We start from the raw sequence: 26,765 nt of genomic DNA, 5'->3' as shown, positions 1-26,765 counted from the left end.
CGATCCTGGCGCCCGACACTCGGTGCTGCGGGTGGCCAAAAGGGGTTCTCCGGGGCACGCCTCTTGCGTCGCAGTCTCCCGGGTGCAAACAGCGTTTGCACCACTGCCACCCAACGGCCGATTGGGCTTGCCCGAATGAGGCGGCCTTGGGCCACGCCCGAAAACAAACCCTTTGGAGACTTACCTCATGACCCTTGCCAAAACCCTGGCACTCGCCGTCCTCGCCCTTGCTCCCGTGCTCGGCACCGCGACCGCTCACGCGCAGACCGGCCCCTGGCTGGTTCGCGTGCGCGCACTGCACATCGACCCGGCGAACAACTCCAGTCCGATTCCCTCGCTGGCCGTGCCAGCCGACGCCATCCTTGTCAAGGACAAGTGGGCCCCCGAGCTCGACATCTCGTACTTCTTCACCAAACAAATCGCTGCCGAACTGGTGCTGGCTTTCACCAAGCTCGACGCGCGGGTGACCTCGAGCGCGGTCGGTGCATTCGATGCCGGGTCGTTCAAGGCCCTTCCCCCGACGCTGACCGTGCAGTGGCACTTCCTCCCCGACGGGCAGTTCCGTCCCTACGTCGGCGCCGGCATCAACTACACGAACCTGTCCAGCGTCAAACTGGGCAACGGCGTGACCGGGCCGCTCACCCTCGACCGCAACAGCTTCGGACCGGCTCTCCAGGCAGGAATCGATATCGGCCTCGGCGGTCCCTGGTCTTTGAACATCGACGTGAAGAAGGCCTGGATCCGTACCGACCTGAAGTCGGGCGGCACCACGATTTCCAAGCTCAAGGTCAATCCTGTGCTGGTCGGAGTGGGTGTCGGATACCGCTTCTGATGCTCAAGCGCCGGCGCTTCGGTACCGGCGTGTCGACGCCTGCCGACGCCGCAGTGGCGCGGGCGCTGTTGCCGCTGTGCGCGCAAGACGGCTCGACCACGCGCCTGTGCGAGACGATTGCCGGCGGACCGATCCAGCTGCACGTCTTGGAGCAACGTGCGTGCAACGATCCGCCCGAGCCCGTGCGCTGCGCCCTGCCCGGCACGCGCCTGATCGAACGCTTCAGCTGCCTGGCCTCGCGTGGTGCAGTGATGCTGGACAGCCTGGCGTACGTCACGACGCAAACGCTGCCGCGCGACGTGGCCCAGGAGATCGAAGGCGGCGAGAGACCGATCGGGCATCTGCTCGAGCGACTCTGGATCAGGCGGGCACCTTGGGCCCGATTGGACGACGCGCTGTGCGCGCGGCCGTGGGCAGTGGTCGGATGGCCCGATGCCAGCGCGACCCGCACTTATACAGTCGAGACGCCCGATGGACCGTGGATGGTGATCACCGAGACGCTCCGCAACGGCATGCTGAAGCCCCACCCGATTGAAGCCGGGCCGAAACCATGACCGACCCTGACACGCCACCACCACCGGGCCACCCCGCCGCGCTGGCCCTGCCTGCCGACGCCGCCGAGCGGCGCGCCCTGCACGACGAGGTGCACGCACGGCCGACGGCGCGGATTCGCCTGCCGGCCCTGGTGCTGCAGGTCGCCGTGCTCAACGAAGGTGTGCCGATCGAGCGCGAGCTCGAGCACCTGCGGCAGCTGCCGGGCCAGCGCCTGCTGATGGGCGAGCAGTTGGCCGGCCACTTCCTGCGCCTGCGCCTGCCTTGCGGCACGCTGAAGTGGGAACGCCACACCGAAGTCACGCGTTACTCCCTCGTGCAACCCTTGCCCGCCGAGGCGACCCAGGGCGCGAGCGATCCCGAGTTGCTGGCCGCGCTGGTCATCGACCATGAGTGGCTGCGCGGCATCCCCGGGCACACGCTGGCGGCGATCGAACTGGTCATCCTCGCCGGCAGCGCCGAGGAGGTCGCGGCGCCGCTGGAGCGCGCACGGCACTGGTTCGGCGATCGCACGGTCGTCGTTTCACTCGTGGGGCGCAACGGCCACAGCTGCGTGGTGAGCGATTTCCGGCTGCGCGCGAGCGGCTACGAGCGCATGGTGGTGATCGCCCAGACCGGTACCGGCGAAACGCGCGTCGGGCGGCTGGCGGCACGGCTGCTCGAAATGGAGACCTACCGCCTGCTGGCCCTGCGCGGGCTGCCGGTGGCCAAGTCCTTGCAGACCCTGCTGCGCGAGGCGGAGCACGCCGTCTCCGAGCTGACATCGCTGACGGAGGCGCGGGACCTGCACGACGCCGTGCTTCTGGACACGCTGACTGCCGTGGCTGCCCGCGTCGAGCGGGCCACGGCGATGCACAGCTACCGGTTCTGCGCCACCGAGGCCTACTACGCGCTCGTGCGCTCGCGCATCGACGAGCTGCGCGAGCAGGCCATCCCCGGCACGCAGACGCTCGGCGAATTCCTGCTGCGCCGGCTCGCGCCCGCGATGGCCACCGTGGAATCGGCCGCCAGGCGACTGGCATCGCTGTCGCAGCGCATCGAGCGTGCGGGCGCGCTGCTGCGCACACGCGTGGACATCGCCCGCGAAGCGCAGAACCAGCAGCTGCTGGCCAAGCTGGCTCGGGGCCAGCAACTCCAGTTGAAGCTGCAGAGCACGGTCGAGGGCCTGTCGATCGCGGCGATCTCGTACTACGTGGTCAGCCTTCTGCTGTACCTTGGCAAAGCGGCCAAGGCGGCGGGTGTTCCCATCCACCCTGAACTCGCCGCCGGCGCCGCGATACCGCTGGTGCTGTGGGGCGTGTGGCGATTGACGCGCCGGATTCACAGCCGAGTCGAGGGGCATTGAGTCCGATGCGCCCGCTGCAAAGACCGTCGAGCCAGGGACTCGGTTTCGGCGCGGACCCTTTCACCCGCCCATAATTGGAATGCCATGTCGAACCCCACACTGCTCGCGCGCCACGCGATTCCCGGTCACGTGAGCCTGCGCATCGGGACCAACGGGCTGGCCTTTGCCGACATCGACAACGCGCACGGCAGCGCCAGCCTGTGCTTGCAAGGCGCCCACCTGATGAGCTGGCGACCGAAGGACCAGGCCGAACCCGTGGTCTGGTTGTCACCGCTGGCCACGTTCGCGCCGGGCAAGTCGATTCGCGGCGGTGCGCCCGTGTGCTGGCCGTGGTTCGGCCCTCATGTCACGGAAAGCGGCTGGCCCGGCCACGGCTTTGCACGCACGGTGCCCTGGGAACTCTGCGACACGGCGGCGCTGCCCGACGGCTCGACAAGCATCGGCCTGACCCTGACGCCGACCGAGGCCACGCGGGCGCAGTGGCCGCACGAAGCCCGGCTGGCGCTGAGGGTCAGCGTCGGCAGGCGCTTGCGCATCGAGCTGACCACGCACAACCCCGGCCCGCAGGACCTCGTCCTTGGCGAGGCCTTGCACACCTATCTGGGCATCAGCGACATCGGGGCCGTCGAGGTGCAGGGCCTGGACGCGTGCGAGTACGTGGACAAGGTGGCGGGCGCTGTGCGCAAGGTGCAGCGGGGCGCCGTCCGGTTCGCGGGCGAGGTGGACCGCGTCTACCTGAACACCGGCGCCGACTGCGTGATCGTCGACCCTGGGCTGCAGCGTCGCATAGAGATCGCGAAGACGGGCAGCCGTGCCACCGTGGTCTGGACGCCCTGGGCGGAAAAGGCCGACAAGATGGGCGACTTCGGACCCGGCCGCGCCGGACAGGGCGGTTGGCGCGAGATGGTCTGCGTGGAGTCGGCCAATGCTCTGGACAACGTGGTCACCGTGCCGGCCGGCGGCAGCCACACCCTGTCGGTGAGCTACGCCGCGCTGCCGCTCTGAAGGCTCGCACCGCTCCAACAGGAGAACCGTCGATGGCGATCGTCAGCTTGCCGACCCAGCCCTTTGCCGGCCAGCAGCCCGGCACCTCGGGCCTACGCAAGAAGGTGGCGGAGTTCCACCAGCCGCACTACCTGGAGAACTTCGTTTGGATTGGAGCACGATGGACCGCGTTGCTCTGAACCTGCTGCGCATGCGGATCGGGGAGATGCCGTCGTCTGGCATGTCGACGCAGATGGCACCGTTCCCGGCCAACCAGATTGAGTTCCAGGCCATTCTCGACCGCCTAGCGGACCTGCCTGCCGAGGATCTTGTGGGTCGTCTGGACATCGGCGGCTTCGCGCCGCATCCGGTTGAACTCGGTGGCATCGAACAGCGTTGCGCCGAGTGCATCTACTACCTGCCACACCGGAAGTGGTGCGACCTGCCCGAGTTGCCAGTCCCGGTCGAGCCGCAATGGTGGTGCCGGCTGTGGAAGCTCTAGTCCAAGCTAATCTTAGTGCCCTCTTGATTCGCCTCGGCCATGGCCTCCGGCTCAAGTTTCTCCGCATAACTGTTGAACCGTATGAACAAGTCCCAGCCTGCGAGCAGAACACCGCAAGAGGCGACGATGCACGACGCAAAGTACAACTGACGTGGGTCCTCGTGCGCGGCCTTGAAGGTTGCAACAAGTCCTTCAATGGCAAGCGCCACAACAACGACAACCAGAAATCTCGACAAGAACCGCTGCACCCGTGTAGGGCCGCTCACGTGAACGCGAGCGCTGCCAGTGATGGACGCCGAGAAGCGCCGCAGCCCCTGTCCGCTATGGCCGCTGCAGCCGTGGCTGGTTGCCGGCATCGGCCAGCGAGATCATTGACACCACAATGTCTTCGGCCAGCGGGGTGGGTCGAGCGGATGGAGTCCTCGGAACAACAGGTGTACTCCAGCCCATAACGCCACAGCATCGGTGTGCGCGGCTTGTTCTCATGCCCTGGCGGCGCGTCACCTCGTAGAACGACTTCATGTAGATGTCTCCGGGCCTTGACCTCGGATGCCCGGAATGGCGTGATGGGTCGTCACTTCTTGCTCACGCTTCGTGCCAGCTGCGTTCGAACCTCCGCGAAACACGGATGACTGGCTGGCAAATCCTTGATTTGTTTCCTTTTTTCAGGCGATTTAGGGTCTCGGTCAGCCGCGTCCACAATGTTTGACAGGCAAGTACATTGGCACGCAACCGCGCGGTGCGCCAACAAATAGCCAGCCGGCTAGATAGCAAACTTAGTTTTCATAAGGTGTTTACCTAATAGACGTTCTCGAGCCGTTGGTTAATCTTGCGATAGCAGCTAGTAGCGAACCCCGGCGTGGCCCAAGAGCCAGCAAGGAGACAAAATTTATGGAGACAAGCACGGCGCCCGCTTCGGGCCGACCGGATGGCCGAAGCCTCTTCACGGTGGCCGACGCCGAGGTGCAATCGGCGCTGGCTCTGGCGGAAGACGGCGAGGCCGCGCCCGAGGAACGGGCCGAGATGCTGATGGAGATCGCCCGCGGTCTGCAGATCAAGCCGCGCTCGCCGCGCCAGTTGCACGATGCGGTGGCGCTGTACGAGCGGGCACTGGCGCTGGTTCCACCCACGTTCGCGTTGCTGGCCGCGCGCATTCGAGCCCGCCAGGGCACGGCCTACCAGACCCTGCCCGATGGTGGTACCGCCGCACTCGAATCGGCGCGCGACTGTTTCGAGGCCGCTCGCGCCGACCTGGCCACCCATGGCCTGGCCGAAGAAGTGGCCGAACTCGACCTGAACCTGGGCCTCGTGACGCAGACGCTTTGCGCTGCTCACCGGGCGACGATCCAGGAGGCGATCGCGCATTACCACCGCGCCCTGCGCGTGTTCACCAAACAAGCTTGGCCGCGCGAGTTCTCGATCCTGCACAACAACCTGGCGATCGCCTACCTCTCGATTCCGGCCACCGACGAACGTGCGCGCATGCGCGAGGCGCTCGCCGTGCAGTCGTTCGAGGAGGTGCTCGGCATCGTGACGCTGGTGGACCATCCCAGCGAGTACGCGATGACGCAGAACAACCTCGGCAACGCGCTGCAGTACGCGCCGAGCAGTCATCCCGTGGCCAACCTGCTGCGTGCAGTGGAGGCGTACGACGAGGCGCTGAAGGTGCGCAACCCGCGCGACATGCCGGTGGAGTACGCCAACACCGCGGCCAACAAGGCCAATGCCCTGCTCAACCTGCCGGACGACCCCGAGCACCCCGAGCTGGGCAACCCGGGCAACACCGCGAAGGCGCGTGCGCTGTATCGGGAGGCGCAACGACTCTTTCAGTCCGCGGGCCTGGACGACGCTGCGGCCACGGTGGCCGACGCACTCGCCGGCATCGATGCCTCGCACGCCGACTTCGGCGCCTCACGCGTCCCCGGTGATGCCGGGCCGACCGAACATTGACCAGAACTCCTGGTTCAGGAGCATCCACCAAACCATTGACCAACATGGAGCAAACGATGACTGTGACCCTCGTATTGATGTGCCTGGCCGCCGTGCTGGCGGGCGCGGCGGGCGGTGCCGCAACCGGCGTGAAGCTCGGCGGCCAGGCGATGGGCAACGAGATCGCCGCCTTCATGGGCGCCTTCTTCGGCCTCGCCGCAGTGGTGCCCGCCGCGGTGGTGGCCGTGCTGATCCACGCTTTGCGCTGAACGCGCCAAGGAGCAAACGATGTTCGATATGGTGCTCAATTCGATCAAGCTGTTCGTCGCCGGCAAGCTGTTCCGCGACAACTGGGCGTTCTTCCGCCAGCTCGGCGCCGGCTTTGCCGTGACGCTCGCGCTGATGCTCGCGCTCGGCTGGCTGAACCCCTGGCTCGGCATGGTGGCCGGTGGTGCCTTCGGCGGCGCGCTGATGCCGTGGCTGTTCCGCAACCTCAAGTACAACTGAAGAACCCGAGGCCCAGCCCCGTGAACGCAGCGACCCACGACGACAGCGAGCGGCTGGCCCACATGGCCACCGAGGTGGCGGCGCTGCAGGCCATCGGCCAGGCCTGGCCGCTGGAGCAGCGCGCCGTGCTCGACAACCTGCGCGGCGCCATTGAGGCCCTGCACCGCGAGGCGCTGGTGCGCCTGCTCAAGGGGCTGCGCGACGAGCCGGCGGCCGCGGCCCGGCTGCGCGAGCTGGCGTCGGACCCGTTCATTTATGGCGTCCTGCGGCTGCATGGTCTGGTGCGCGAGCCGCTGGAGGCGCGGGTCCGCGCCGCGCTGGAGTCGGTCGCACCGATGCTGGCCGAGCATGCCGGCGGTGTCGAGCTGGTGGCGATCAAGCTGCCCGACACCGTCGAGGTGCGCTTGACCGGCAGCTGCCAAAGCTGTCCGGCATCGGGCCAGACGCTGTCCGAAGGCGTGGAGCGTGCGATCAAGGAGCATGCGCCGGAGATCGTCCGCGTCGTCCAGGTGCGGCGCTCGGCCGAAACGCGGGCGCCCGGCGAAGCGGTGCCGATTCATTTCGTCAGCCCCTTCGCCAAGGCCGAGGATCGTGGCTTCGTCGATCTTTGCGCCGTGGACGAACTGCCGCAAGGCCAGGTGGCGGCGCGTACGCTGCGCGACGAGGCCTTGCTGCTCTACCGCGACGGCTCGCAGGTGTTTTGCGTGGCGAACGCCTGCGCGCATCTCGGCATGCCACTGGACGATGGCGCTGTCGCCGAAGGCGTGATCGAGTGCCCGCATCACGGCTTCCGCTACCGCCTGGATACCGGCGAATGCCTCGACGTGCCCGAGGTGCAACTGGTGGTGCACGCCGTTCGTGTGCGCGGTGGGCGCGTCGCGGTGAAGCTGGGAGCGTCGGCATGAACGGCATCGCGGCTGCCGCGCCCGTCAAGGTATCGCTCGCACGGCCGCGCGAGCGCGCAGTTGCCCCGGCGGCGCTTGCCGCGGCCGGCGCGCGTGTCATTCTCGGCCTGCACGACCCGCTGTCCGGCGTCGCCCTGACGCCCGCCGCAAACACCCTGTTCGGACCTCGCGGCGCGGCGGTGACCGCCGACGGCGCCTTGTGGGTTGCCGACACCGGCCACCACCGGCTGCTGGGCTGGCCGGCGGTGCCTACCGGCGATGGCGAACCCGCTTCGTGGGTGATCGGACAACCCGGCTTCGACCGCGAGGGCCGCAATGCGCATGCCGAGGTCAACGGCGCCAGCTTGAACGTGCCCACCGGCGTGTGCGCTTGCGGCGAGGGCCTTGCAGTCGCCGACGCGTGGAACCACCGCGTGCTGATCTGGCACCGTGCGCCGCGGCACAGTCAACAGCCGGCCGACGTGGTGCTGGGCCAGGCCGATGCGCACGCCGGGTTGGCCAACCGCGGGCTCGACACGCCTGCGGCCGACACCCTGCACTGGCCGTATGGCGTGTTCTGGGACGGTGCGCGCCTGTGGGTGGCCGACACCGGCAACCGCCGCGTGCTGCGCTTCGACGGCCTGCCGGCGCGTGACGGGCAGCGCGCCAACCTCGTGCTCGGCCAGCCGGACTTCGTGCACCGCGACGAAAACGCCGGTGGCGTCACGCAGGCCACGATGCGCTGGCCCCATGCGCTCGCCGTCTGGCAGGGGCATCTATGCGTGGCCGATGCCGGCAACAACCGCCTGCTGCTGTGGCGCGGCGACCCGGCCAGCAACATGGCGCGCAGCGACCTCATCATCGGTCAAGGCGAGATTGACGCGCTGGATCACAACCGTGGTGAGTACTTTCCCAGCGCCCGCAGCCTGAACATGCCTTACGGCCTGGCGGTGCATGAAGACCGGCTCTTCGTTGCCGACACCGCCAACTCACGCGTGCTGCGCCTGGACGCACCTGCCGAGCGCGAGGCGCGCGCGGTGGCCGGGCAGGCGAGTTTCGTCGACAAGGGTGACAACCGCTGGCTGCCGGCGGTGCGCGACTCGCTGTGCTGGCCGTATGCCATCGCGATTCAAGGCAACACCGCGATCATCGTCGACTCGGGCAACAACCGCATCCTGTTGTGGGACGTCGCGTGATGAGCGCCGCGCCCGCCACCGCAGTGCTGACCGATCGACCCCATGCGGCGCCGATGTGCGGCGCACGCTTGCAGGTGCGCGGCATCGTTCAGGGTGTCGGCTTCCGGCCGCAGGTGCTGCACCTGGCGCGCGCGCTCGGCGTGGTGGGCAGCGTTCACAACGAAGGCACGATGGCCATCGTCGAAGCCTTTGGCCCCGGGCCGGCGCTCGCCGAGTTCGAGCAGCGGCTGCGCACGCTCGACCACGGCGGCGCCCGCATCGATGCGCTGCTCGCGCAGCCGCTCGCCGTGCCGGCGGCGCTGCCTTCGACCTTCTCGATCGCCGACAGCGCGCTGGCGCAGCCGGGCCTCGGCGTGGCGCCCGACTGGGCCATCTGCCCGGCGTGTTGTGCCGAGACACTGGATCCTTTCGCGCGCCGCTACCGCTATGCGTTCACCGCGTGCACCGCCTGCGGCCCGCGCCTGAGCGTGTTCGAACGCGCCCCCTACGACCGCGCGCGTACGACGATGGCGCCCTTCCCGTTGTGTGCGGCCTGCGCGCGCGAATACGGCGACACCGACGACCGGCGCTTCCACGCCCAGGCGATGGCCTGCCACGCCTGCGGCCCGCGCGCCACGCTGCGCCGTATCGACGGCAAGCCCTTCAGCCTGGAGGCCATGACCGCGCTCGACGACGCGGATGGCGCCACATCGTTGCTGGGGCGCGGCGAGTTGGTGCTGATCAAGGGCCTGGGCGGCTACCAGATCGCCTGTGACGCGACACACGCCGACGCGGTGGCGCGGTTGCGCGCACTCAAGCGCCGCGAAGGCAAGCCCTTCGCGTTGCTGGTGCGTGACGTCGAGATGGCGCGCCAGTGGTGCCTGTGCGACGACGTGGCCGAGGCCGCGCTCGCCAGCCCGGCCGCGCCGATCGTTTTGCTGCCGCGGCGCGCCGATGCACCGCTGGCCGACGGCGTCGCACCCGGCCTGCCGACGCTGGGCGTGATGCTGCCAAGCACTGCTCTGCACCTGCTGCTGATGCGGCGCCGCAAGGCGCCGATCGTGCTGACCAGCGGCAACCTGAGCGAAGAGCCGCAAGCGATACGGCTGGACGAAGCTTCGGCCCGCCTGGGCCCCTCCATCGCGTGGGTGCTCGACCACGACCGTGCGATCCAGCGGCGGGTGGACGATTCGGTCGGCCGCGTCGTCGGCGGCGCCTTCCGGGTCATGCGTCGCGCGCGTGGCTACGCCCCGGCGCCGCTGCCGCTGCCCGAGGGTTTCGACCACCGCACCAAGGTGCTGGCGCTCGGCGGCGACCTGAAGAACACCTTCGCGCTGGTGCGCGATGGGCAGGCGGTGCTGTCCCAGCACATCGGCGACCTGCACGATGCCGCCTGCCTGGCCGACCAGCGGCGTGCGCTGGCCGACTACCTCGCGTTCTACGCCTTCGAGCCCGACCTCGTCGCCTGCGATCTGCATCCGGGTTATGCCTCGACGCAGCTCGCGCACGAGCGCTGGGCCGACCGACAGGTCGGCGTCGGTCACCACCATGCGCACATCGCCGCCTGCCTGGGCGAGCACGGGTGGCCGCTGCACGGCGGCAAGGTGCTCGGCATAGCGCTCGACGGCATCGGCATGGGCGAGGACGGCAGCTTCTGGGGCGGCGAGTTCCTGCTCGCCGACTACCGGCAGGCGCAACGCGTGGGCACCTTCAAGCCGGTGGCCCTGCCGGGCGGCGACCTGGCGGCACGCGAGCCCTGGCGCAACACCTATGCGCAGTTGATGGCCGAGATGGGTTGGCCGCGCTTCACGAGCAACTATGACGAGCTGGAGCTGCACCGCTTCCTCAGCGCCAAGCCGCGCGAGATGCTTGATGCGATGCTTGCCAAACCGGCCCTGGCGCCGCGTGCCAGCAGCGTCGGGCGCTTGTTCGATGCGGTAGCGGCTGCCATCGGCATCTGCCGCGACAACGTGGCCTACGAAGGCGAGGCAGCGATGGGCCTGGAATCTCTGGTCACCGCGCAAGACCTCGACGAGAGCGCCGACCTCGACTACCCGTTCGCGATTCCTCGCTTGGACAAGGGCAAGGGCCTGCCCTACGTCGAGCCTCTGGGCATGTGGCAGGCCCTGCTCGGCGACCTGATTCTGGCCACACCCGCGGCCCGCATCGCTGCGCGCTTTCACCGCGGGCTGGCGGCGGTCATCGTGCGCATGGCGCAGCAAGAGGCCGAACGTCACGAGCTGACGACCGTTGCCCTGGGCGGCGGCGTGTTCCAGAACAAGGTGCTCACCGAACTCGTTCTGCGCGGGCTCGAGGCGGCGGGGCTGAAGGCCCTGCTGCCGCGCCAGGTGCCGGTGAACGACGGCGGGCTTGCCTGGGGCCAGGCGCTGATCGCACTGGCCCGCGCCAGCCAGGACGAACAACGACAGGAGAAGATCCCATGTGTCTAGGAATCCCGGGCCGCATCGAGGCCATCACCCGCCCCGAAGCCAAGCTCGCCCTGGTGGACGTACTCGGCGTCAAGCGCGAGATCAACATCGCCTGCATCGTGCGCGAAGGCGAGCCGCTCGAGGAATGCATCGGCGCCTGGGTGCTCGTTCACGTGGGCTTCGCGATGAACCGCGTCGACGAGCACGAGGCGATGTTGACGCTGCAATTGCTCAAGGAACTCGGCGACGCGCAGGTCGAACTCGAGAGCTACAAGACACGGGCCGTGGTGTGAACGCATCGAAGGACAAGGCGGCACTCGGCGCCCTGTACCCGCATCTCGCGCCTCGCGCGGCGACCACGGGCGAAGCTGCGCAGGATGCACGCGACGCACTGCGCCTCGAAGCGGCGCTGCGCGAAGCGATGGTGGCCAAGTGGCGCGACAGTGTGGCCGTGAAGACCCGCTTCTTCGAGGCCCACGGCAACGATGTGCTGCGTGCGGCCCAGTTGCTGGCCGAGGGCTTTCGTCACGGCGGGCGCCTGTACACCATGGGCAACGGCGGCTCGAGCTGCGACGCTGCGCATGTCGCCGTCGAGTTCCAGCATCCGGTGACCGCCGGGCGCCCTGCGCTCCCGGCGCACAACTTGGCTCAGGACATGGCCATGCTGACCGCCGTCGGCAACGACGTCGGCTTCGACGAGGTGTTCGCGCGCCAGATGCCGGGGCTGGTGAAGGCCGGCGACATGGTGCTGGGCGTGTCCACCAGCGGTAACTCGCGCAATGTGTTGCGCGGTCTCGAGGCCGCGCACGATCTGCAAGCCAGCACGCTGGCGCTGGCCGGTGGCGATGGCGGTGCGATGGCGCGCTCGGCGAGCGTCGATCTCACCCTGCTCGTGGACAGCGACAGCATCCACCGCATCCAGGAGACGCATGTGGCGATCTACCACGTGCTGTGGGACCTCGTGCACAGCCTGCTGGCCGACGACCGGCCGGCGCGCGCGTCGGCCCCGAAAGGAAGAACTCCATGAAGTACGTCGATGAATTCCGCGATCCGCTGGCCGCGCGCGCGTTGCTGCGCGAAATCGCCGGCGCCACCGAGCGCCTGGGCGCCAGCCTCGAACGCCCGCTGCAGATCATGGAGGTATGCGGCGGCCACACGCACTCGATCTTTCGCTATGCGCTGAAGGACCTGATCCCGCCCGCGCTCGAGTTCGTGCATGGCCCGGGCTGCCCGGTGTGCGTGCTGCCGATGGGCCGGGTCGACGACTGCGTGGCCATCGCGAATGAGCCCGGTGTCATCTTCACCACCTTCGGCGACGCGATGCGCGTGCCCGGCTCCAAGGGCTCGCTGCTGCAGGCGCGCGCCGACGGCGCCGACGTCCGCATGGTCTATTCGCCGCTGGACGCGCTCGAGATCGCGGCCGCGAACCCGGGCCGCGACGTGGTGTTCTTCGCACTCGGCTTCGAGACGACCATGCCCTCCACCGCGATGACGGTGCTCGAAGCGAAGCGGCGCGGCATCGGCAACTTCTCGCTGTTCTGCAACCACATCACGATCGTGCCGACGATCAAGGCCATACTCGACTCGCCGGGCATGACGATCGACGGCTTCCTCGGGCCTGGCCATGTTGCGATGGTCTCGGGCACCGCGCCTTTCGAGTTCATCGCCGCCGAGTACGGCCGGCCGCTCGTGATCTCGGGCTTCGAGCCGACCGACATCCTGCAAAGCCTGCTGATGGTGCTGCGCCAGCTCGAGCAGGGCCGCGCCGCGGTCGAGAACCAGTACGCGCGCCTCGTCGACCCGGGCGGCAACGCAGCAGGGCTGGAGGCGATCACCGAGGTCTTCGAGCTGCGCGAGTTCTTCGAGTGGCGCGGCCTGGGCTCGATCGACCACTCGGGTGTGCGGGTGCGCGAGGCCTACGCGGCCTTTGATGCCGAGCGCCGCTTTTCTGTGCCTGGCGCGCGCATTGCCGACCCCAAGAGCTGCCAGTGCGGCGAGGTGCTGAAAGGCGCGATCAAGCCGCCGCAGTGCAAGGTGTTCGGCACCGCCTGCACGCCGCAGACGCCGCTCGGCGCGTTGATGGTCAGCAGCGAAGGGGCGTGCGCGGCGTATTACCAGTTCGCGCGGCGCGAGCCGGTGATCCCGATCGCGGTGGCCGCATGACGCCAACCCCCACGCCCAAGGACGCCTGGAGCGGCAAGCGCGTGTCGATGGCGCACGGCGCCGGCGGGCGGGCGATGCGCGAGCTGGTCGCCGGTCTCATCGCACCCGCCTTCGACAACCGCTGGCTGGCGCCGCTGGAGGATCAGGCACGCTTTCCTTACGAAGAGATTCCCGCCGGCTCGTCGCTCGCGTTCACGACCGACAGTTACGTAGTTTCCCCGATCGAATTCCCCGGAGGCGACATCGGCACGCTCGCCGTCTGCGGCACGGTCAACGACCTGGCCGTCGGCGGCGCCATCCCGCGCTGGCTCAGCTGCGGCCTGATCCTGGAAGAAGGCCTGCCCTTCGACACCCTGCGCAAGGTGTTGCACAGCATGGCGCGCAGTGCGCGCGAGGCCGGCGTGGCTATCGTCACCGGCGACACCAAGGTCGTTGAACGCGGCGCCGCCGACGGGCTGTTCATCAACACCGCAGGCATCGGCACCATTGCCGCGGGGCGCCAGACTGGCGCACGCGAGGTGCGGCCGGGCGACCGGCTGATCGTCAACGGCACCCTTGGTGACCACGGCGTGGCCGTGCTGGCTGCACGCAACGACATGGCGCTGCAGATTCCCGTGCAAAGCGACTGTGCACCGCTGAACGGGCTGATCGAAACCATGTTCGCCGCCGCGCCGCGCCTTCACTGGCTGCGCGATTGCACGCGCGGCGGCCTGGCGACGGTGGCCAACGAGTTCGCTGCAGAAAGCCGCATGCCATTGCGCCTGGAGGAGTCCGCTTTGCCGGTCGCGGACGTGGTGCGCGGCGCCTGCGAGATGCTGGGGCTCGACCCGCTCTATCTGGCCAACGAGGGCAAGCTGGCGGCGCTGGTGGCGCCGCAGGACTGCGACGCGGTCCTTGCGGCGATGCGCTCGCATCCTCTGGGCCGCCGCGCCGCCGTGGTGGGCGAAGTGCTGGCGCACGGGCATCCCGGCCTGGTGACGTTGCGCTCGGCCTTCGGCGGCGAGCGCGTGGTGGATCTGTTGCACGGCGACCAGTTGCCGCGCATCTGCTGAGCTGCCAGGACCCTAGCCATGCACGAACTCGGCATCACACGAAACCTGGTGGCCATCGTTGCCGAGGCAGCGCAGGGGCGGCCGGTGCGCAAGGTGTGGCTCGAAATCGGCACGCAGACGGCCCTGCTGCCGGACTCGGTGCGTTTTTGCTTCGATGTCGTTCGGCAGGGAACGCTACTGGAGGCGGCCGAACTCGAGATCGTCGAGGTCGCGCCGGGCTGGCTCTGCGAAGACTGCGGCACGCCTGCGGGTGGTGAGGCCGAGGCCATGCCCGCGGCTTGCGCCCACTGCGGCGCGACCCGCTGGCGCCGCCGCACCGGACAGGAACTCAACGTCAAAGCAATGGAGGTGGAAACATGTGTGTAGTCTGTGGTTGCAACAGCAAGGCTGATGTTCGTGTCGAAGGGGACACCGACGAGCACGAGCATGTGCTTGCGGACGGGTCGCGCACGCGCCATCGACACGCGCCGGACGAGGGGCATGGCCAGGCTGGCGGTGCGCATGCTCACCCGGTCTTGAACGCCCACGATCACGATCACGATCACGATCACGATCACGATCACGATCACGATCACGATCACGATCATGGTCACAGTCACTCGCATGCGGCTCACCGCCAGGACGCTCCGGCCGAGCTGGTGGCACTGGAGACGGCGTTGCTGGACAAGAACCAGCGCATCGCCGAACGCAATCGCGGCTGGTTGTCCGGCCGCGGCGTGCTGGCGTTGAACCTGATGTCCAGCCCCGGTTCGGGCAAAACCACGCTGCTCGTGCGCACGCTGCGTGACCTGAGCGGCGAGTTTCCGATGTGCGTGGTCGAGGGCGACCAGGAGACCAGCGCCGACGCCGACCGCATTCGCGAGACCGGCGCGGCAGCGATCCAGATCAACACCGGCGCGGGCTGCCACCTGGAAGCCGACATGATCGAGCGCGCGGTGCAGCGCTTGGCGCCGGCTTCGGGCAGCGTGGTCTTCATCGAGAACGTCGGCAACCTGGTCTGCCCTTCTCTGTTCGACCTCGGCGAGCGGGCTCGCGTGGTGGTGTTGTCGGTGACCGAGGGCGACGACAAGCCGCTGAAGTACCCGCACATGTTCCGCAGCGCCGACCTGATGATCACGACGAAGATGGATCTGGCGCCGCACGTGGCCTTCGATGTCGGCCGCGCGGAGCGCCATGCGCGCAGCGTCAATCCGACCATCCGTTGCCTGCGCCTGTCGGCCACGCAGGGCGAAGGGCTCGACGAGTGGTACGGCTGGCTGCGCGCGATGCGCCGCATCGACCCGTTGGTGCGGCCGAGTTCTGCCTGAGTCCGCCATGGACGTCCTCATGATCTTCGGGCTGGGGCTGCTGCTGGGAATGCAGCACGCCACCGATGCCGACCATCTGGCCGCCGTTGCGACGCTGGCCACCCGCGAGCACTCATTGGCGCGCGCGCTGCGTCTGGGCGCCGCCTGGGGGTTGGGCCATTCGCTGGTGCTGCTCGTCGTCGCCGGTGCGGTGACTGGTTTGGGCTGGGTAATGCCGCCCCAATGGGCACTGCGCTTCGAGCAGGCGGTCGGTGTATTGCTGATCATGCTCGGTGCGCGGCTGGCATGGCGCTTGTGGAAGGATCGAGTGCACTTTCACGGCCATGGCCACCCTGGCCGGGCGCCGCACTTCCACGGGCACTCTCACGACCCGCGCGCCGCGTCCGAGCCTAGGCCGGCACACGCCACCGACCCGCACCGCCATGCACATCGCTTGCCCGCGGCGAGCATGCTGGTTGGCATGCTGCACGGCTTGGCAGGTTCGGCGGCGCTGGCGTTGCTGGCCTTGGGCGCTCTGCCAACTCCAGCGATGCAGCTGGGGTACATCGCGACCTTCGGCATCGGATCGATCGTCGGCATGGCGTTCCTCACCGGCGCGCTGAGCGTCACCTTGCGGCTCACCGCCAAGCGACTGACGGCCTTGCATCGCAGCTTCACCATCGTCATCGCCTGCAGCTCGATGGCGATTGGCGGGCACCTGGCGTGGTCGTCGACATGAACACGGCCCAGGTCCACCCCAGTGTGCCCAAGCTGAGCACGGCCAAGGCGGCATCGCAAGTCCAGGCGTGGCGGGTCACGCTGGTCGGTCCGCGCCTGATCGAAGACAAGGCTTTGCTCCGGCAGTTCGGCGCCGAGTACCGGGTGCGCGTCTTCAGCCGGCTGCGCGAAGCCGCTGCATCTTTGGACGATGAGCACGACCGCGCCGACGTGGTGGTGGCTGAACAGTCGCTCGTCGATGGCGCCGGCGTTGACCTGCTGCGAGATCTGCGTACCCGCGCGCCAGAGACGATACGCGTGTTGCTGCTGGACAATGCCGAAGCCGAGGTCGTGCAGCAGGCGGTGAACGATGCCGCTGTCTACCAGGTGGTGATCACGCCTTGGCAGAGCGAGTCGCTGCGCCTGTTGCTGCGGCGGGCGCTCGAGTCGCGCGAGCTGGCGCGCATCCATCGCTACCTGTCACGCGAGTTGAAGTTCGCCGACGCCGTGGTGACGCGCCAGAGCGAAGGCATGCGCGCCGTCCTGCAGGAGGTGTACTCCTTCGACCGCATGGTCTTCGTCAGCCACGCCATGGCGGAGGTTTGCAACCTTGCGCGCAAGGCGGCGCCGACCGACCTGCCTGTGCTGATCGAAGGCGAGACGGGTACCGGCAAGGAATTGATGGCGCGCGCGATCCACCTGTTCAGCCAGCGCCACGCCTTGCTGTTCATGGCCGTCAACTGCGCGGCTATCAACGACGATCTGCTGCAAAGCGAGCTCTTCGGTCACCGTCGCGGCGCGTTCACTGGCGCAACCACGGACCGCCTGGGCCTTTTGCAGGCTGCCGAAGGCGGCACAGTGTTTCTCGACGAGATCTCCGAGATCTCACCCAGCATGCAGGTGTCGCTGCTGCGCTTCCTGCAGGAAGGGGAAGTGCGGCCCATCGGTTCCGACCAGACGCGCCGCTGCGACGTGCGCATCGTCGCAGCGTGCAATCGGCCGCTGCGCCAGTTGGTCGATGAGGGCAAGTTCCGCCAGGACTTGTACTACCGCCTACGCGGCTTCGAGTTGCGCATACCGCCGCTGCGTGAAAGGCCCGACGACATCCCGCCGCTGGTCGCGCACATGATCGAGAAGTACGGGCGATTGACGTCCAGGCGAGTGGCCGGCCTGACGCCCGATGCGATGGCACGGCTGTGCGCCTTTCCGTTCCCCGGCAACGTGCGCGAACTGGAAACCGAGATCCGACGGCTTGTGGCTTTGGCCTCGGACGGCGAAATCATCACCGAACGACACCTGCCGCCGGAGATTGCCAAGATCGTTCCACTGCCGGTGGCCCGGTTGAGCAACGTGAACCTCCTGCTTCCCGGCCGGACGCTGAAGGAGAAAGTCGAAGCATTGGAAGAACGGTTGGTGCGCGACACGCTGGATCGTTCGAAGTGGAACCACACCCGTGCTGCGCAAGAGTTGGGGCTGTCCCGCGTCGGCCTGGCCAACAAGATCAAGCGCTACGGTATCCGCCGCGCCGGTGACGAGTGACCGGCGCGCAGTGAGTGCCTCGCCGGACTCGCCTGTCAGAGCCTGCCACCCCCGCGTCCCCGCCGATGAACGTCGCTGCCTTGATCTTCGACGTCGATGGCACGATGGCGGACACCGAAGAGGTGCATCGCGTGGCCTTCAACCTGGCATTCGAGCGCCTGGGCGTGGGCTGGTCCTGGAGCCGCGCCGACTATCTCCGGCTGTTGGCCGTGACGGGGGGCAAGGAACGCCTCGTGTTTCATATCCGCTCGCTGCCCCTCACGGCGCGCGAGAGGAATCGGCTGCTGGGCCTGGTACCGCGGATCCACACCGAGAAGACGAAGTTCTACATTTCCGCCGTGCGTGACGGGGCTGCGCCGCTGCGTGACGGCATCGCCCGACTCCTCTGCGAGGCACGAAGCGCTGGATGTCGTCTCGCCATCGCCAGCGCATCCACGACCTCGAGCGTGCACGCCCTTCTGCGCAAGGCGCTGGGTTCGCGCGGCCCTGAACTCTTCAGCGTGATTGTCTGCGGCGAGCATGTGCGCGCCAAGAAGCCCGAGCCCGACGTCTACGAGATCGCACTGGCTCGTCTTAACCTGCGCCACGACCAGGCCATCGCGTTCGAGGACTCGACCAACGGTCTGCTGGCGGCCGAGGCCGCGGGCCTTTGGACCGTGGTGACGCCGACGCTCTGGACGGCGGCCGGGCATTTCGACCTGGCGGGGCTGCAACTGCCGCGTCTGGGCGACCCTTGATATCCCTTGCCTTCAGAACCGGGCCGCGACATGCGCGATCACCCATGGCTAAGCTACGCCGAACTCTCCAGAAGAGCGTGCGTAGGACTCAGTTGGCGATGAGACCTCGCCAAGGGCTCGCTCGCAGTTCGAGCCGCTGACATAGAGCGGGCGTCGTTTCGATTCACCGCGTGCGCCCGAACCGGTACGCGCCACGCCCTGTATCGAACTCCAAGCTGAAGGTCATCGGCTCCTGCGCGTCATCGACCCCCTGCGAGCGCAGGAACTCCTGCGCTTCGATCACCCTGTCTCCGCGTGCGTTGCGTTGCTTCAGCTGCAACCCACCCGCTCCTGCCTTGAGCGGAATGAGCCACCAGCCGTCGTCGCGGGCGAGCAGCGCCACGGCGGGGAACCCGTCCAGCACGCGTTCGTAGGTCTGCGCCGGCACATGCAAGCGACCGGCGCGCACTTCCACCAGCGTCTCGAGGCTGTCCTCATCCATCGCCACGTACCAAGGGTTCGAGCATGCACACCACGCGCGCGGCGGCAGCACGGACTGGGTCGGTCAGTTCGAGGCCGAAACCGATATCGCCCGCTTCGATCAGGATGACCTCCGCGTGATCGGCAAAGGACTCGCCGAACATCCTGCTGCCGGCATACAGCGCATGATCCCAACGCAGACCATGCAGACTGAACCCGTGCTCTACGGGCGTCATTGCCTCCTTCGCGGGAAGGCGGAAGATCGCACCCGCCGAACTCCCGCTGCGGCACGCGTCGACGATGACCACGCGTTCGGCGCCGCGCACGCGAAACATCACATCCATGCCGCTGGTGCCGGCATCAATCAGATCGACGCCCTCTGCGGTGCATCGGCGCAGCTGACGCACGACTTCGATACCGACCCCATCGTCTCGACGCGCAGGGTTGCCGCATCCGATGACCGCCAAGCGAACGCGGCTGCCCATAGCAGAATCAGACACGCCACAGCACGCAGGCCCACTCGGGTTCGACTCCAAGCTTCAACTCCGGGAGGTCGCAATACCGTCGATGCGACTCATAGTACATACACGTGCGACAGGCTTGTTCGATCTCCGGCGCCTCATCGGCAACGTAGGGCTGCAGCGTGAAGCCCGCGACCCGGAGCTTGTCTTCCAGTCGATCCGGCGCAATCGCTTGCAGCGCGTCAACCGTCCTGCGCACGTCAGCGCTCTCATATGCCCGATCCTGCCACGCTGTGTGCAGGCCATCGGCCAGAGCGCTGCGGATCAGCTCGCGTTGCCGTGAGAGTTCTTCTTCCGACATGCTTACCTCCGCCCGAGCTCAGATACGCCACAGACGACACCACCAGTCGGGCTCGGCCGGCAGATCCAGCTCGGGCAGATCGCACCACTTGCGGTGCACAAGGTAGTACATGCATTCCTGGCAGCGCATGCGGTCTTCGCCGTAAGGCTTGTCGATCCAACCGGTGAGCACCATCTTTCCCACCACGTCATCGGCATCCAAGTCACGGCACTGATCTAGCAGCGCCGCGAACTCCGTGCTCGTGTACGGAAACGGTTCCGTCTGGGTCCGCAGGCCGTCGGCCATCAGCTTGGCCATGCGGGCGCGGATGCTGCCGTCGGGGTCTATCGGCATGGTGCTGTCCTCGTGAGTTCGTCGTTCTTGATTCGCCCTCGCATGATGCAACAGCGCGGCGCGAAGGGTCACTCGCGCCGCACCGCGCCGCGCCCCCACCGCACTCAGGCGGTTCGGAAGCGAGCCAGTTCCTTGCCTGTCTTGGCGTCGTGGGCATGCACTGTGCAGACGAGGCACGAGTCAAACGAGCGCGCGACATGCCCGACCTCGACCGGATCCGAAGGATCGGCAATCGGCGTGCCGATCAACGCCTGCTCGATCGGCCCGAGTTGGCTCTTGCCGTCGCGCGGGCCGACGTTCCAGGTCGTGGGGGCGATGATCTGGTAGTTCTTGATCTTGCCGTCCTTGACTTCGATCCAGTGGCACAGCGCACCACGGATCGCCTCGGTCGCACCCCAGCCGCGGCCGTCGCGCTCGCGCGGCTTGATGTACCAGGGGTCGTTGAGCTTGAACTCGCGCAGGCAGCGTTCGGCTTGCCGGTACAGCTTGATGGTCTCGTGCATGCGGCCGATCTGGCGCAGGTGCACGCTGGCGCCACCCATCTTCTTGTACATGTCGAGGATGAGCGGATCGTAGTGCTGCCAGCTCTCGCCATGCTTGCCGCCGGCAATCAACTGGCGCGCGAGCGGGCCGGCTTCGAGGCGGCCATCGTCCGTGTGCGTGACGGCAGTGGACCACGAGTACTTGCCGTTGTGATCGATGGCATTCTTCTGCACCGGCTTGGTCGTGCGATCAAAAGGGTGCACGTCGGCGGAGCCTTCGTCATACCAAGCGTGAAGAGTGTTCTCACGCAGGAACTTCTGGTCCATCACCTTGTGCGTGTCGGTCTTCCCGTCGTACACACCGCTTTTCATGATGACCGCAGCATTGCGTCCCTCGATCGTCGGCTTTTGGTACTTGTCCTCGTGCGGAAGATAACCCCAGCTGATGTACTTACCCAAGCCCGCGCCGTAGGTATCCAGACCGATGTCCTGTCCCATACGCCAATAGAAGCCGAGGTCCGAGTTCGCGTGCGCCGGTGACTCGTCCAGCCAGGCCATGAAGTCGTCGTAGCTCTTGATCTGTTCGTAGCGCTCGAGCGAGCATCCGAGCCAGAGGCTTTCGAGCCAGTTCTTCTTGAAGTACTCGAGCAGCGACCAGGCGCGCGTGATGTCGGTCAGTGTCGGCGCGCACATCACACCGCCCGGGACCATGTAGCTCGAATGCGGCCACTGGCCACCCAGGAGCGCGTAGATTTCGACCGGCTTGCCCGAGATCGTCACGCCTTGCTCGTACGAGGTGCCAGTGAATGGCGAGAAACGCTTCACCGCTTCCTCGTAGTACTTGCTCTTGCGGTAGTTTTTGTTGGTGAGATCGATCGCGTACAGGCCATAGAAGTAGCGCGGCTGGCTCTGCAGGCTTTCGACGATCTGGCCCAGGTTGCGTGCCAGGATCGCGTTGCGCGGCACCTCGGTCTGCCAGGCCGTGTCGAGCGCCCACGCGGCGCAAGTCAGGTGCGAAGCGCCGCAGATGCCGCAGGCGCGCGGCGTCACGACAAGGCCGGCTTGCGGATCCTTGTCCTTGAGGATGATCTCGAAGCCGCGGAACAGCTCCGCTTGCGTCCAGGCGCTGGTGACGACGCCATCTTTGATGTCAACACGAATGTCGAGATCGCCTTCCACTCGACCGACTGGCGAAATGTCTAGGGTTTGAACTTGAGACATGGTTTTAGCTTTCTGTGTAGGGATTCAAACCACGAAGATGTCTTCTTCGGCCCACTTGGGCGCGGCGTTTTTGGCCGCGGCAGTGAGCGCGAGGTAGCCCTTCTTGTCGACGCCGGTCGGCATGTCCTTGGGCACGCCCATGACGGTTTGCGTCTTGAAGACCGTGCCGGGCGCGAGGTCGAAGAACGGGAACTCGGGCTCGGTGCAGCCCATGCACGGCATACCCGCGCGCGTCTTGCTCGACTGACGGTTCCACAGGATGCGGTTGCACGGAGAGTGCGTCATCGGCCCGCGGCAGCCCAGGTCGTAGAACAGGCAGCCCTTGCGCTGGCCAAACTCGGTGGCGCTGACCTTGTAGGCGAAGTGCATGTTGCGCGTGCAGCCGGTCTGCGTGAACGACTGGAAGAAGGTCTTCGGGCGCTGGAACTCGTCGAGCGTGATGTCGGCGGTGCGGCCCGTGGCGACTGCGACGACGATCTGCGTGATCCAGTCCGGGTGCGCCGGACAGCCGGGGATGTTGATGACAGGCAAGCCGGCCTTGGACTTGTAGGCTGCACCAAGGGCGCCGCCGTTGGCGCGCTTCAGGAACTGAAGTCCCACCGACTCGGACGGGTTCGGGGCCGTGGCCGGAATGCCGCCCCAGGTGGCACAGTCGCCGACCGCGACGGTGAAAGCAGCGACCGCCGAAAGCTCCTTGACCCAGTCTTTCATCGGCCGGCCGCAGAAACGGTTCCACTCGCCGGTGCCGTTGGGCGCGTTGACCACGCTGCCTTCGAACACGAAGATGTCCAGCGGCTTGCGGCCACTGGTCAGGTCCAGCAGCAAGGCCTTCAGGTTGTCGCCCAGTTCCACGCCCAAGGATGGATGCCAGAGAATATTGATGCCGAAATCGGTGACCAGATCACAAGCACTGGGTTCTTCGGCGTTGAGGAAGGACATCGTGTTCCCGGAACACGCGCCTCCCTGAAGCCACAAAAGGTTTGCCATGGAGTCTCCTGGTTCGTAAATGACGTTGCCAAACGGTTGCATCGCGACCGTAAATACGCATGAGGCGTGCCTGACTGGGCCTCTTTGCCCAGAACATAGGGAATACCACGAAGGAGAGGCCGCCAATGGCGGGGTTCTCAGTCTGGCTGTGGCTCATTTCGGTCTGGATTGCGCGCGCAGACGCCGCATCGCTCGCCACCGCCCCACACACAGTGCAAAGTTTGTTGGCTGGTCGGCCGAAAGTGCAAAGCTAGTTCGCGTCCTCGATCGCATCACACCCGCTCGTCTGGTCCGTCGGCGTCCGAAGCCAGCAACACGAGTCCCAAGCATGTCGCCGCCAGCAGCATCCCTGGGAAGCAGGCGTGCCACCAGCCGCGCAGCCCATGTGCCTGACCCGACTGGATCAGAATGCCCCAACTCAGCCGATTGGGGTCGCCCGCGCCGAGGAAGCACAGCCCGGGCTCGATCAGAAGCGCGCTGGCGAAGATCAAGGGCAGCTGAGGCCAGGCCAGCGGCAGCACGTTGGGCACCAGAGGCCTCGCGGCAATAGAAGCCGTCCCGCTTCCCTGCAGCCGTGCGGCATCGACGAATAGGCACCGAGTGCCGAGGCCGAGAAAAGGCCACTTGCTTCCACCTCGGCGTTGGCAACACGTCCGAACACAGCGCAAGCAAGATCGCCCAGCTCCTCGATCTTCTTGATCTCGATGTCCGCGGCTGCTTCCTTGAGTGTGGCGGCGATGACCGGAAGGTACAGGTCGGCCTCCTGGGGCTGGTACTTCTGCAATGTGCGCAGCGCTCGAACCAATTCTTCCGGGCGACGGCCAAGCAGTCCGAATGCGTGGCTGGCCACCGGCTGGCTGGGAATGACTTTGACGCCCTCCTGGTGCAGTGTCTGGAGCACGTATTCCACGTAGTCCTCTCCCAGCGTCGGGTAGTCGACCGACGTGGCTCCTTCGAAGGCGTTTTTCCCCTGCACCGTCATCCCCACCACCTGGGCACGGTGTGAGCCGGTACCGATGAAGATGAAGTGGCCAGGAGTGTCCGGGGTCAAGTTGACCGCGTCGCGCGCGGCCTTGAAGGCTTGCATGAGGGCAATGCCGGCGTCTGAGGTGAGCATGTGCTGGACTTCGTCCACGATGAATACCAGATCCGTTTTTGCCTGGCCAATGACTTCCTGCGCGACCTGAGCGATGGTGACACTGTTGGCCGTACCGAGGTCCGCAATCTCAAAGCCGAAGGTGAAGCCCGCACCGCCCACGTCCAGGCTCTTGATCCTCTTCAGACGAGACAACACGGTGCCGCTCGCGGATTGCAACTCTTTCAACGCCGAGCGCAGTGCGGCGTGGATCAGGGTGCTGGGGTCTGCGCTGACGTCAGACCACAGGTCGACATAGACCACCAGTGCGCCAGCGTTCTCCAGTGCGGGGATCAGGTCCTGGCGCAAGAAGGTGGATTTGCCGGTGCGGCGCAGGCCAGAGAGGAACAAGCCTGAGCGAAGGCCCTGGTCGAGCACGCCGGGGCTCAGCAGTTGCTTGGCCATGTCGTGCGCGAGGTCGGGGCGGTGGTAGATGGGACTCATAGCCTAAGTTATTCAAACGGGATAACTAGCGATTCTGCCTAACTCGGCCCAACTTGCAAGGGCCGCACCGTGGAGAAGGCTCAAACCAGCTGGTGCCGTGGCCTGCGGTCACTGCCGCCGCGCGCGCTTCGGCCACCCCGGCGCGGGCTGAGCGTTTACAACTTTACTGGTCTTGAGGGTTACAAATTTAGTTGTCTGGGCGCGGGAATTTTCGGCATTTAAGAACCACGGGTGCCTAACCGTTATGAGCAAAACGCAGCTGGCTAACTTTGAAAATGGTCGCATTCAATCTTTTGCGGATACCACGCTCAATATTGACGTGAAGTACTGGCAACCCCTGAGGCGTACCAATCGAGGAAGCGACGCTGAACACGCTCATGGGTGTTCGCGTCGTTCGCGCGAGGTTCGAAAGGTGCGTAAATATGAACGTACAGTGTGTGTTGACGGGCGTACGACTCACCCCCACGAAGATGGTTACGCCGGACATCGCGCCACTCCAGCGCCTGTGGACTTGCAATGAGAGTGCGCACCCATGCCGGATCGACAACCCGACCCACCCAAGAATAGAGGGTGGTCAGTTCGCCTGCGTCCATGCTGCGCAATTCGATGATGAGACGCTCGGTGGCGAGCATGTGGATACCGACGTCGATACGGTGCACGAGACCGACCTCGGGCGTGCATTTGGATATGCGTTTATGCGAGCATTCGGCGGTGAATTTTGGTTCAACGCAATGGGATGGTTTGGTCGCTACGGTTGTCATTTCGTGATCTCCTTTCATCCAAGCTCTCACGAAATCTCTCCGCGTCAAGTCCACAAGATCCTCTTTTTTCAGATCCTCTCGCTCAGATGTCGATAACCAAAATGAGATGGGCATCGACACACACTGCACTGCCGCAGGCCCCCTGCCGCCGAGGACCTCAGCCCAGCGGAAGGACCAGGCTCACTGGCTGGTTCTCATCGCTCCATCGCCGGTCGTAGGCGGTGGTTGTTGAGATGCAGGCGTGCCCCAGGAAGTGCCGCACTTCGTTGAGATCGGCGCGCTCACGCAAAGCGAGCGTGGCGGCCGTGACCCGCAGCGCATGCGCAGAAAACCGCTCCCCCACCACTCCGATCTGCGCCAAGTAGGGCTGCACAATGCGCTGGGCCACAGCGCCCGCAGTGAGTCCAGAAGACTTGAGTGGTGTGTCGGGCTGCCCCTGACGCCGCGACTGATTAGAAGCGTTGGTCTGTAGATTTTGAGGACTCTTCGGCCTGCGCTCGAACGACGCGGTGTACGGCGCGATGTCCAGGGGCGCGCTGGTGCGTCGCCCGGTGCTGCCGCTGTCATTCAATAGCCCACCGTCTTCCTCGATAGGACGACCTTGAGGATAGACATCGCACCCGGCACCGGAGTGACGGCGGACAGCCGTCATCCGAACGAACAGGCGCTCATCGCTTTGAGGCTGTGCGCCCCTCATCGCAAGGTAGCGCTGCACCCTCTCGCGCATGAGGGGTGCAGCGGCAATGAACCGCGTCTTGCCACCCTTACCCAACACTCGCAGGTGCGACACACCCGCGCGCTGACAATCAAAATCCCGCACCCTGAGGGCCACCACCTCGGCGCGGCGCAAACCTCCCAGCAGCATGACGGCCAGGATTGCGCGGTCTCTCACGCCCTTGAGCGTGTTCGCATCGGGCGCCTCCAGCAGAGCCTGGGCTTGCTCAAGGGACAGCGCCGGGGTCTTGCCCTCGTGACTCTCCAAGCGAGGCCTGCGCACGCCGCGTGCCGGGTTCGTGGGGATGAGCTGCTCATCGACCAGACGCTCCAGCAGCGAGGACAGGGCCGCGAGCTTGCGGCGTTGGGTGCTCGGCGACAGGCCCTGGGCCTGCAGGTGGTGGCGCCAGGCCAGCACATGGGAGCGCGCAACGCGCAGCAACTCGCACTGGGTTTGCAATCCTGAGAACGCGGCAAAGTCTCGCACGTCGGCGGCGTAGGCGCGCCGGGTGCAGGCGCTGGAGAAGTTGGCCAGCCACTGGTTCTCGATGGCCATGAGGCCCAGTTGTGTGAAGCGGCTGGCTGCGCTGTCGCGTTCGGTGTCGAGCACGGGGACGCAGGGGAGACTGTGGACGTGGGAGGGAGTCCGTGAGGGGCTGGGGTCGGAGAGTTGTTCGCGAAGGTACATCGATGGTGGGTGTCTCCCCTTCCCTGCACGCTGCAGAAAACTCTGGGGGTCCCTGTATCGATAACATGTGTTTTCGATACGTCAAG

Annotated in this window: 31 protein-coding genes; 21 read left to right on the top strand and 10 right to left on the bottom strand. The window is 66.5% G+C overall.

The genetic code is table 11. The annotated features are described in order from the left end of the window. The first annotated feature begins 187 nt into the window (after positions 1–187). The 21 genes from Q0C59_RS01145 (at position 188) to Q0C59_RS01035 (ending at position 18,633) form a co-directional block, all read left to right on the top strand. Complete coding sequence (locus tag Q0C59_RS01145; protein ID WP_182120482.1) at positions 188–832, top strand: OmpW family protein; 645 nt, start codon at positions 188–190, stop codon at positions 830–832. Further along, positions 832–1,386: a hypothetical protein gene (locus Q0C59_RS01140; protein ID WP_182120481.1), complete on the top strand. Its 555-nt coding sequence runs from the start codon at positions 832–834 to the stop codon at positions 1,384–1,386. Before Q0C59_RS01145 ends, Q0C59_RS01140 begins: the two co-directional genes overlap by 1 nt. Further along, positions 1,383–2,729, top strand: a complete 1,347-nt coding sequence (locus Q0C59_RS01135; protein ID WP_182120480.1) for a DUF3422 family protein — start codon at positions 1,383–1,385, stop codon at positions 2,727–2,729. The genes Q0C59_RS01140 and Q0C59_RS01135 overlap by 4 nt, the downstream gene beginning before the upstream one ends. Positions 2,730–2,813: 84 nt before the next feature. Then, positions 2,814–3,734, top strand: a complete 921-nt coding sequence (locus Q0C59_RS01130) for a D-hexose-6-phosphate mutarotase (protein WP_182120479.1) — start codon at positions 2,814–2,816, stop codon at positions 3,732–3,734. A 32-nt stretch (positions 3,735–3,766) separates the two neighbouring features. Then, positions 3,767–3,913 (top strand): hypothetical protein, encoded by a 147-nt coding sequence (locus Q0C59_RS01125; protein ID WP_182120552.1) that lies wholly within the window; start codon positions 3,767–3,769, stop codon positions 3,911–3,913. Further along, complete coding sequence (locus Q0C59_RS01120; RefSeq protein ID WP_182120478.1) at positions 3,895–4,215, top strand: hypothetical protein; 321 nt, start codon at positions 3,895–3,897, stop codon at positions 4,213–4,215. Before Q0C59_RS01125 ends, Q0C59_RS01120 begins: the two co-directional genes overlap by 19 nt. 891 nt (positions 4,216–5,106) lie before the next feature. Further along, complete coding sequence (locus Q0C59_RS01105) at positions 5,107–6,165, top strand: hypothetical protein (protein ID WP_291210621.1); 1,059 nt, start codon at positions 5,107–5,109, stop codon at positions 6,163–6,165. Between the two features lie 56 nt (positions 6,166–6,221). Continuing rightward, complete coding sequence (locus Q0C59_RS01100) at positions 6,222–6,413, top strand: hypothetical protein (protein WP_182120476.1); 192 nt, start codon at positions 6,222–6,224, stop codon at positions 6,411–6,413. Positions 6,414–6,432: 19 nt separating this feature from the next. Continuing rightward, on the top strand, positions 6,433–6,651 hold the full coding sequence (locus Q0C59_RS01095) for a hypothetical protein (RefSeq protein WP_182120475.1): 219 nt from the start codon (positions 6,433–6,435) through the stop codon (positions 6,649–6,651). Between the two features lie 20 nt (positions 6,652–6,671). Continuing rightward, positions 6,672–7,556, top strand: a complete 885-nt coding sequence (locus tag Q0C59_RS01090) for a NifU family protein (protein ID WP_182120474.1) — start codon at positions 6,672–6,674, stop codon at positions 7,554–7,556. Continuing rightward, positions 7,553–8,731, top strand: coding sequence for an NHL repeat-containing protein (locus Q0C59_RS01085; RefSeq protein ID WP_182120473.1), 1,179 nt, complete (start codon positions 7,553–7,555; stop codon positions 8,729–8,731). Before Q0C59_RS01090 ends, Q0C59_RS01085 begins: the two co-directional genes overlap by 4 nt. After that, entirely contained in the window at positions 8,731–11,160 is a 2,430-nt protein-coding gene (gene hypF / locus Q0C59_RS01080) for a carbamoyltransferase HypF (protein WP_220459088.1), read from the top strand. Before Q0C59_RS01085 ends, hypF begins: the two co-directional genes overlap by 1 nt. Then, positions 11,151–11,432, top strand: coding sequence for a HypC/HybG/HupF family hydrogenase formation chaperone (locus tag Q0C59_RS01075; protein WP_182120472.1), 282 nt, complete (start codon positions 11,151–11,153; stop codon positions 11,430–11,432). Before hypF ends, Q0C59_RS01075 begins: the two co-directional genes overlap by 10 nt. After that, positions 11,429–12,166: an SIS domain-containing protein gene (locus tag Q0C59_RS01070; RefSeq protein WP_246331027.1), complete on the top strand. Its 738-nt coding sequence runs from the start codon at positions 11,429–11,431 to the stop codon at positions 12,164–12,166. Before Q0C59_RS01075 ends, Q0C59_RS01070 begins: the two co-directional genes overlap by 4 nt. After that, entirely contained in the window at positions 12,163–13,302 is a 1,140-nt protein-coding gene (gene hypD, locus Q0C59_RS01065) for a hydrogenase formation protein HypD (protein WP_182120471.1), read from the top strand. The genes Q0C59_RS01070 and hypD overlap by 4 nt, the downstream gene beginning before the upstream one ends. Then, positions 13,299–14,354, top strand: coding sequence for a hydrogenase expression/formation protein HypE (hypE, locus tag Q0C59_RS01060; protein WP_182120470.1), 1,056 nt, complete (start codon positions 13,299–13,301; stop codon positions 14,352–14,354). Before hypD ends, hypE begins: the two co-directional genes overlap by 4 nt. A gap of 18 nt (positions 14,355–14,372) precedes the next feature. Next, the gene (locus Q0C59_RS01055; RefSeq protein ID WP_182120469.1) at positions 14,373–14,720 is read left to right on the top strand and encodes a hydrogenase maturation nickel metallochaperone HypA; all 348 of its coding nucleotides are present in this window, start codon (positions 14,373–14,375) and stop codon (positions 14,718–14,720) included. 149 nt (positions 14,721–14,869) lie between these two features. Next, positions 14,870–15,661, top strand: coding sequence for a hydrogenase nickel incorporation protein HypB (hypB, locus tag Q0C59_RS01050; RefSeq protein ID WP_291210608.1), 792 nt, complete (start codon positions 14,870–14,872; stop codon positions 15,659–15,661). A 7-nt stretch (positions 15,662–15,668) separates the two neighbouring features. Next, entirely contained in the window at positions 15,669–16,379 is a 711-nt protein-coding gene (locus Q0C59_RS01045) for an urease accessory protein (protein WP_182120467.1), read from the top strand. Next, on the top strand, positions 16,376–17,896 hold the full coding sequence (locus tag Q0C59_RS01040; RefSeq protein ID WP_182120466.1) for a sigma 54-interacting transcriptional regulator: 1,521 nt from the start codon (positions 16,376–16,378) through the stop codon (positions 17,894–17,896). The genes Q0C59_RS01045 and Q0C59_RS01040 overlap by 4 nt, the downstream gene beginning before the upstream one ends. A 65-nt stretch (positions 17,897–17,961) precedes the next feature. Then, positions 17,962–18,633, top strand: coding sequence for an HAD-IA family hydrolase (locus Q0C59_RS01035; protein ID WP_220459087.1), 672 nt, complete (start codon positions 17,962–17,964; stop codon positions 18,631–18,633). A gap of 163 nt (positions 18,634–18,796) precedes the next feature. On the opposite strand, the gene Q0C59_RS01030 is transcribed toward Q0C59_RS01035, so the two are convergent. The 10 genes from Q0C59_RS01030 to Q0C59_RS00985 all read right to left on the bottom strand — a co-directional run bounded on the left by Q0C59_RS01030 (position 18,797) and on the right by Q0C59_RS00985 (position 26,601). Further along, complete coding sequence (locus Q0C59_RS01030; RefSeq protein ID WP_182120465.1) at positions 18,797–19,114, bottom strand: hypothetical protein; 318 nt, start codon at positions 19,112–19,114, stop codon at positions 18,797–18,799. After that, on the bottom strand, positions 19,107–19,559 hold the full coding sequence (locus Q0C59_RS01025) for a hydrogenase maturation protease (protein ID WP_182120464.1): 453 nt from the start codon (positions 19,557–19,559) through the stop codon (positions 19,107–19,109). The genes Q0C59_RS01030 and Q0C59_RS01025 overlap by 8 nt, the downstream gene beginning before the upstream one ends. 25 nt (positions 19,560–19,584) lie before the next feature. After that, positions 19,585–19,914, bottom strand: coding sequence for a hypothetical protein (locus Q0C59_RS01020; protein WP_182120463.1), 330 nt, complete (start codon positions 19,912–19,914; stop codon positions 19,585–19,587). Positions 19,915–19,932: 18 nt separating this feature from the next. Continuing rightward, complete coding sequence (locus Q0C59_RS01015) at positions 19,933–20,247, bottom strand: hypothetical protein (RefSeq protein WP_182120462.1); 315 nt, start codon at positions 20,245–20,247, stop codon at positions 19,933–19,935. A 104-nt stretch (positions 20,248–20,351) separates the two neighbouring features. Then, positions 20,352–21,950: a nickel-dependent hydrogenase large subunit gene (locus Q0C59_RS01010; RefSeq protein WP_182120461.1), complete on the bottom strand. Its 1,599-nt coding sequence runs from the start codon at positions 21,948–21,950 to the stop codon at positions 20,352–20,354. 24 nt (positions 21,951–21,974) lie between these two features. Next, the gene (locus tag Q0C59_RS01005; RefSeq protein WP_182120460.1) at positions 21,975–22,937 is read right to left on the bottom strand and encodes a hydrogenase; all 963 of its coding nucleotides are present in this window, start codon (positions 22,935–22,937) and stop codon (positions 21,975–21,977) included. Positions 22,938–23,209: 272 nt separating this feature from the next. Further along, complete coding sequence (locus Q0C59_RS01000; protein WP_182120459.1) at positions 23,210–23,467, bottom strand: hypothetical protein; 258 nt, start codon at positions 23,465–23,467, stop codon at positions 23,210–23,212. Next, positions 23,425–24,450: an AAA family ATPase gene (locus tag Q0C59_RS00995; RefSeq protein ID WP_291210588.1), complete on the bottom strand. Its 1,026-nt coding sequence runs from the start codon at positions 24,448–24,450 to the stop codon at positions 23,425–23,427. Before Q0C59_RS00995 ends, Q0C59_RS01000 begins: the two co-directional genes overlap by 43 nt. 374 nt (positions 24,451–24,824) lie before the next feature. After that, the gene (locus Q0C59_RS00990; protein WP_291210585.1) at positions 24,825–25,277 is read right to left on the bottom strand and encodes a hypothetical protein; all 453 of its coding nucleotides are present in this window, start codon (positions 25,275–25,277) and stop codon (positions 24,825–24,827) included. Between the two features lie 157 nt (positions 25,278–25,434). After that, the gene (locus Q0C59_RS00985) at positions 25,435–26,601 is read right to left on the bottom strand and encodes a tyrosine-type recombinase/integrase (protein ID WP_291210582.1); all 1,167 of its coding nucleotides are present in this window, start codon (positions 26,599–26,601) and stop codon (positions 25,435–25,437) included. Positions 26,602–26,765: the final 164 nt, after the last annotated feature.

Source organism: Hydrogenophaga sp., from assembly GCF_022844385.1.
Lineage (GTDB): Bacteria > Pseudomonadota > Gammaproteobacteria > Burkholderiales > Burkholderiaceae_C > Hydrogenophaga.
This window is presented reverse-complemented; position numbering and strand designations above follow the sequence as displayed.

Excerpts from the sequence above, each read along its gene's own strand:
- Q0C59_RS01145 (WP_182120482.1), top strand. The coding sequence starts at position 188 with ATGACCCTTGCCAAAACCCTGGCACTCGCCGTCCTCGCCCTTGCTCCC.
- Q0C59_RS01140 (WP_182120481.1), top strand. The coding sequence starts at position 832 with ATGCTCAAGCGCCGGCGCTTCGGTACCGGCGTGTCGACGCCTGCCGAC.
- Q0C59_RS01135 (WP_182120480.1), top strand. The coding sequence starts at position 1,383 with ATGACCGACCCTGACACGCCACCACCACCGGGCCACCCCGCCGCGCTG.
- Q0C59_RS01130 (WP_182120479.1), top strand. The coding sequence starts at position 2,814 with ATGTCGAACCCCACACTGCTCGCGCGCCACGCGATTCCCGGTCACGTG.
- Q0C59_RS01125 (WP_182120552.1), top strand. The coding sequence starts at position 3,767 with ATGGCGATCGTCAGCTTGCCGACCCAGCCCTTTGCCGGCCAGCAGCCC.
- Q0C59_RS01120 (WP_182120478.1), top strand. The coding sequence starts at position 3,895 with ATGGACCGCGTTGCTCTGAACCTGCTGCGCATGCGGATCGGGGAGATG.
- Q0C59_RS01105 (WP_291210621.1), top strand. The coding sequence starts at position 5,107 with ATGGAGACAAGCACGGCGCCCGCTTCGGGCCGACCGGATGGCCGAAGC.
- Q0C59_RS01100 (WP_182120476.1), top strand. The coding sequence starts at position 6,222 with ATGACTGTGACCCTCGTATTGATGTGCCTGGCCGCCGTGCTGGCGGGC.
- Q0C59_RS01095 (WP_182120475.1), top strand. The coding sequence starts at position 6,433 with ATGTTCGATATGGTGCTCAATTCGATCAAGCTGTTCGTCGCCGGCAAG.
- Q0C59_RS01085 (WP_182120473.1), top strand. The coding sequence starts at position 7,553 with ATGAACGGCATCGCGGCTGCCGCGCCCGTCAAGGTATCGCTCGCACGG.
- hypF (WP_220459088.1), top strand. The coding sequence starts at position 8,731 with ATGAGCGCCGCGCCCGCCACCGCAGTGCTGACCGATCGACCCCATGCG.
- Q0C59_RS01075 (WP_182120472.1), top strand. The coding sequence starts at position 11,151 with ATGTGTCTAGGAATCCCGGGCCGCATCGAGGCCATCACCCGCCCCGAA.
- hypD (WP_182120471.1), top strand. The coding sequence starts at position 12,163 with ATGAAGTACGTCGATGAATTCCGCGATCCGCTGGCCGCGCGCGCGTTG.
- hypE (WP_182120470.1), top strand. The coding sequence starts at position 13,299 with ATGACGCCAACCCCCACGCCCAAGGACGCCTGGAGCGGCAAGCGCGTG.
- Q0C59_RS01055 (WP_182120469.1), top strand. The coding sequence starts at position 14,373 with ATGCACGAACTCGGCATCACACGAAACCTGGTGGCCATCGTTGCCGAG.
- Q0C59_RS01045 (WP_182120467.1), top strand. The coding sequence starts at position 15,669 with ATGGACGTCCTCATGATCTTCGGGCTGGGGCTGCTGCTGGGAATGCAG.
- Q0C59_RS01040 (WP_182120466.1), top strand. The coding sequence starts at position 16,376 with ATGAACACGGCCCAGGTCCACCCCAGTGTGCCCAAGCTGAGCACGGCC.
- Q0C59_RS01035 (WP_220459087.1), top strand. The coding sequence starts at position 17,962 with ATGAACGTCGCTGCCTTGATCTTCGACGTCGATGGCACGATGGCGGAC.
- Q0C59_RS01030 (WP_182120465.1), bottom strand. The coding sequence starts at position 19,114 with ATGGATGAGGACAGCCTCGAGACGCTGGTGGAAGTGCGCGCCGGTCGC.
- Q0C59_RS01020 (WP_182120463.1), bottom strand. The coding sequence starts at position 19,914 with ATGTCGGAAGAAGAACTCTCACGGCAACGCGAGCTGATCCGCAGCGCT.
- Q0C59_RS01015 (WP_182120462.1), bottom strand. The coding sequence starts at position 20,247 with ATGCCGATAGACCCCGACGGCAGCATCCGCGCCCGCATGGCCAAGCTG.
- Q0C59_RS01010 (WP_182120461.1), bottom strand. The coding sequence starts at position 21,950 with ATGTCTCAAGTTCAAACCCTAGACATTTCGCCAGTCGGTCGAGTGGAA.
- Q0C59_RS01005 (WP_182120460.1), bottom strand. The coding sequence starts at position 22,937 with ATGGCAAACCTTTTGTGGCTTCAGGGAGGCGCGTGTTCCGGGAACACG.
- Q0C59_RS00990 (WP_291210585.1), bottom strand. The coding sequence starts at position 25,277 with ATGACAACCGTAGCGACCAAACCATCCCATTGCGTTGAACCAAAATTC.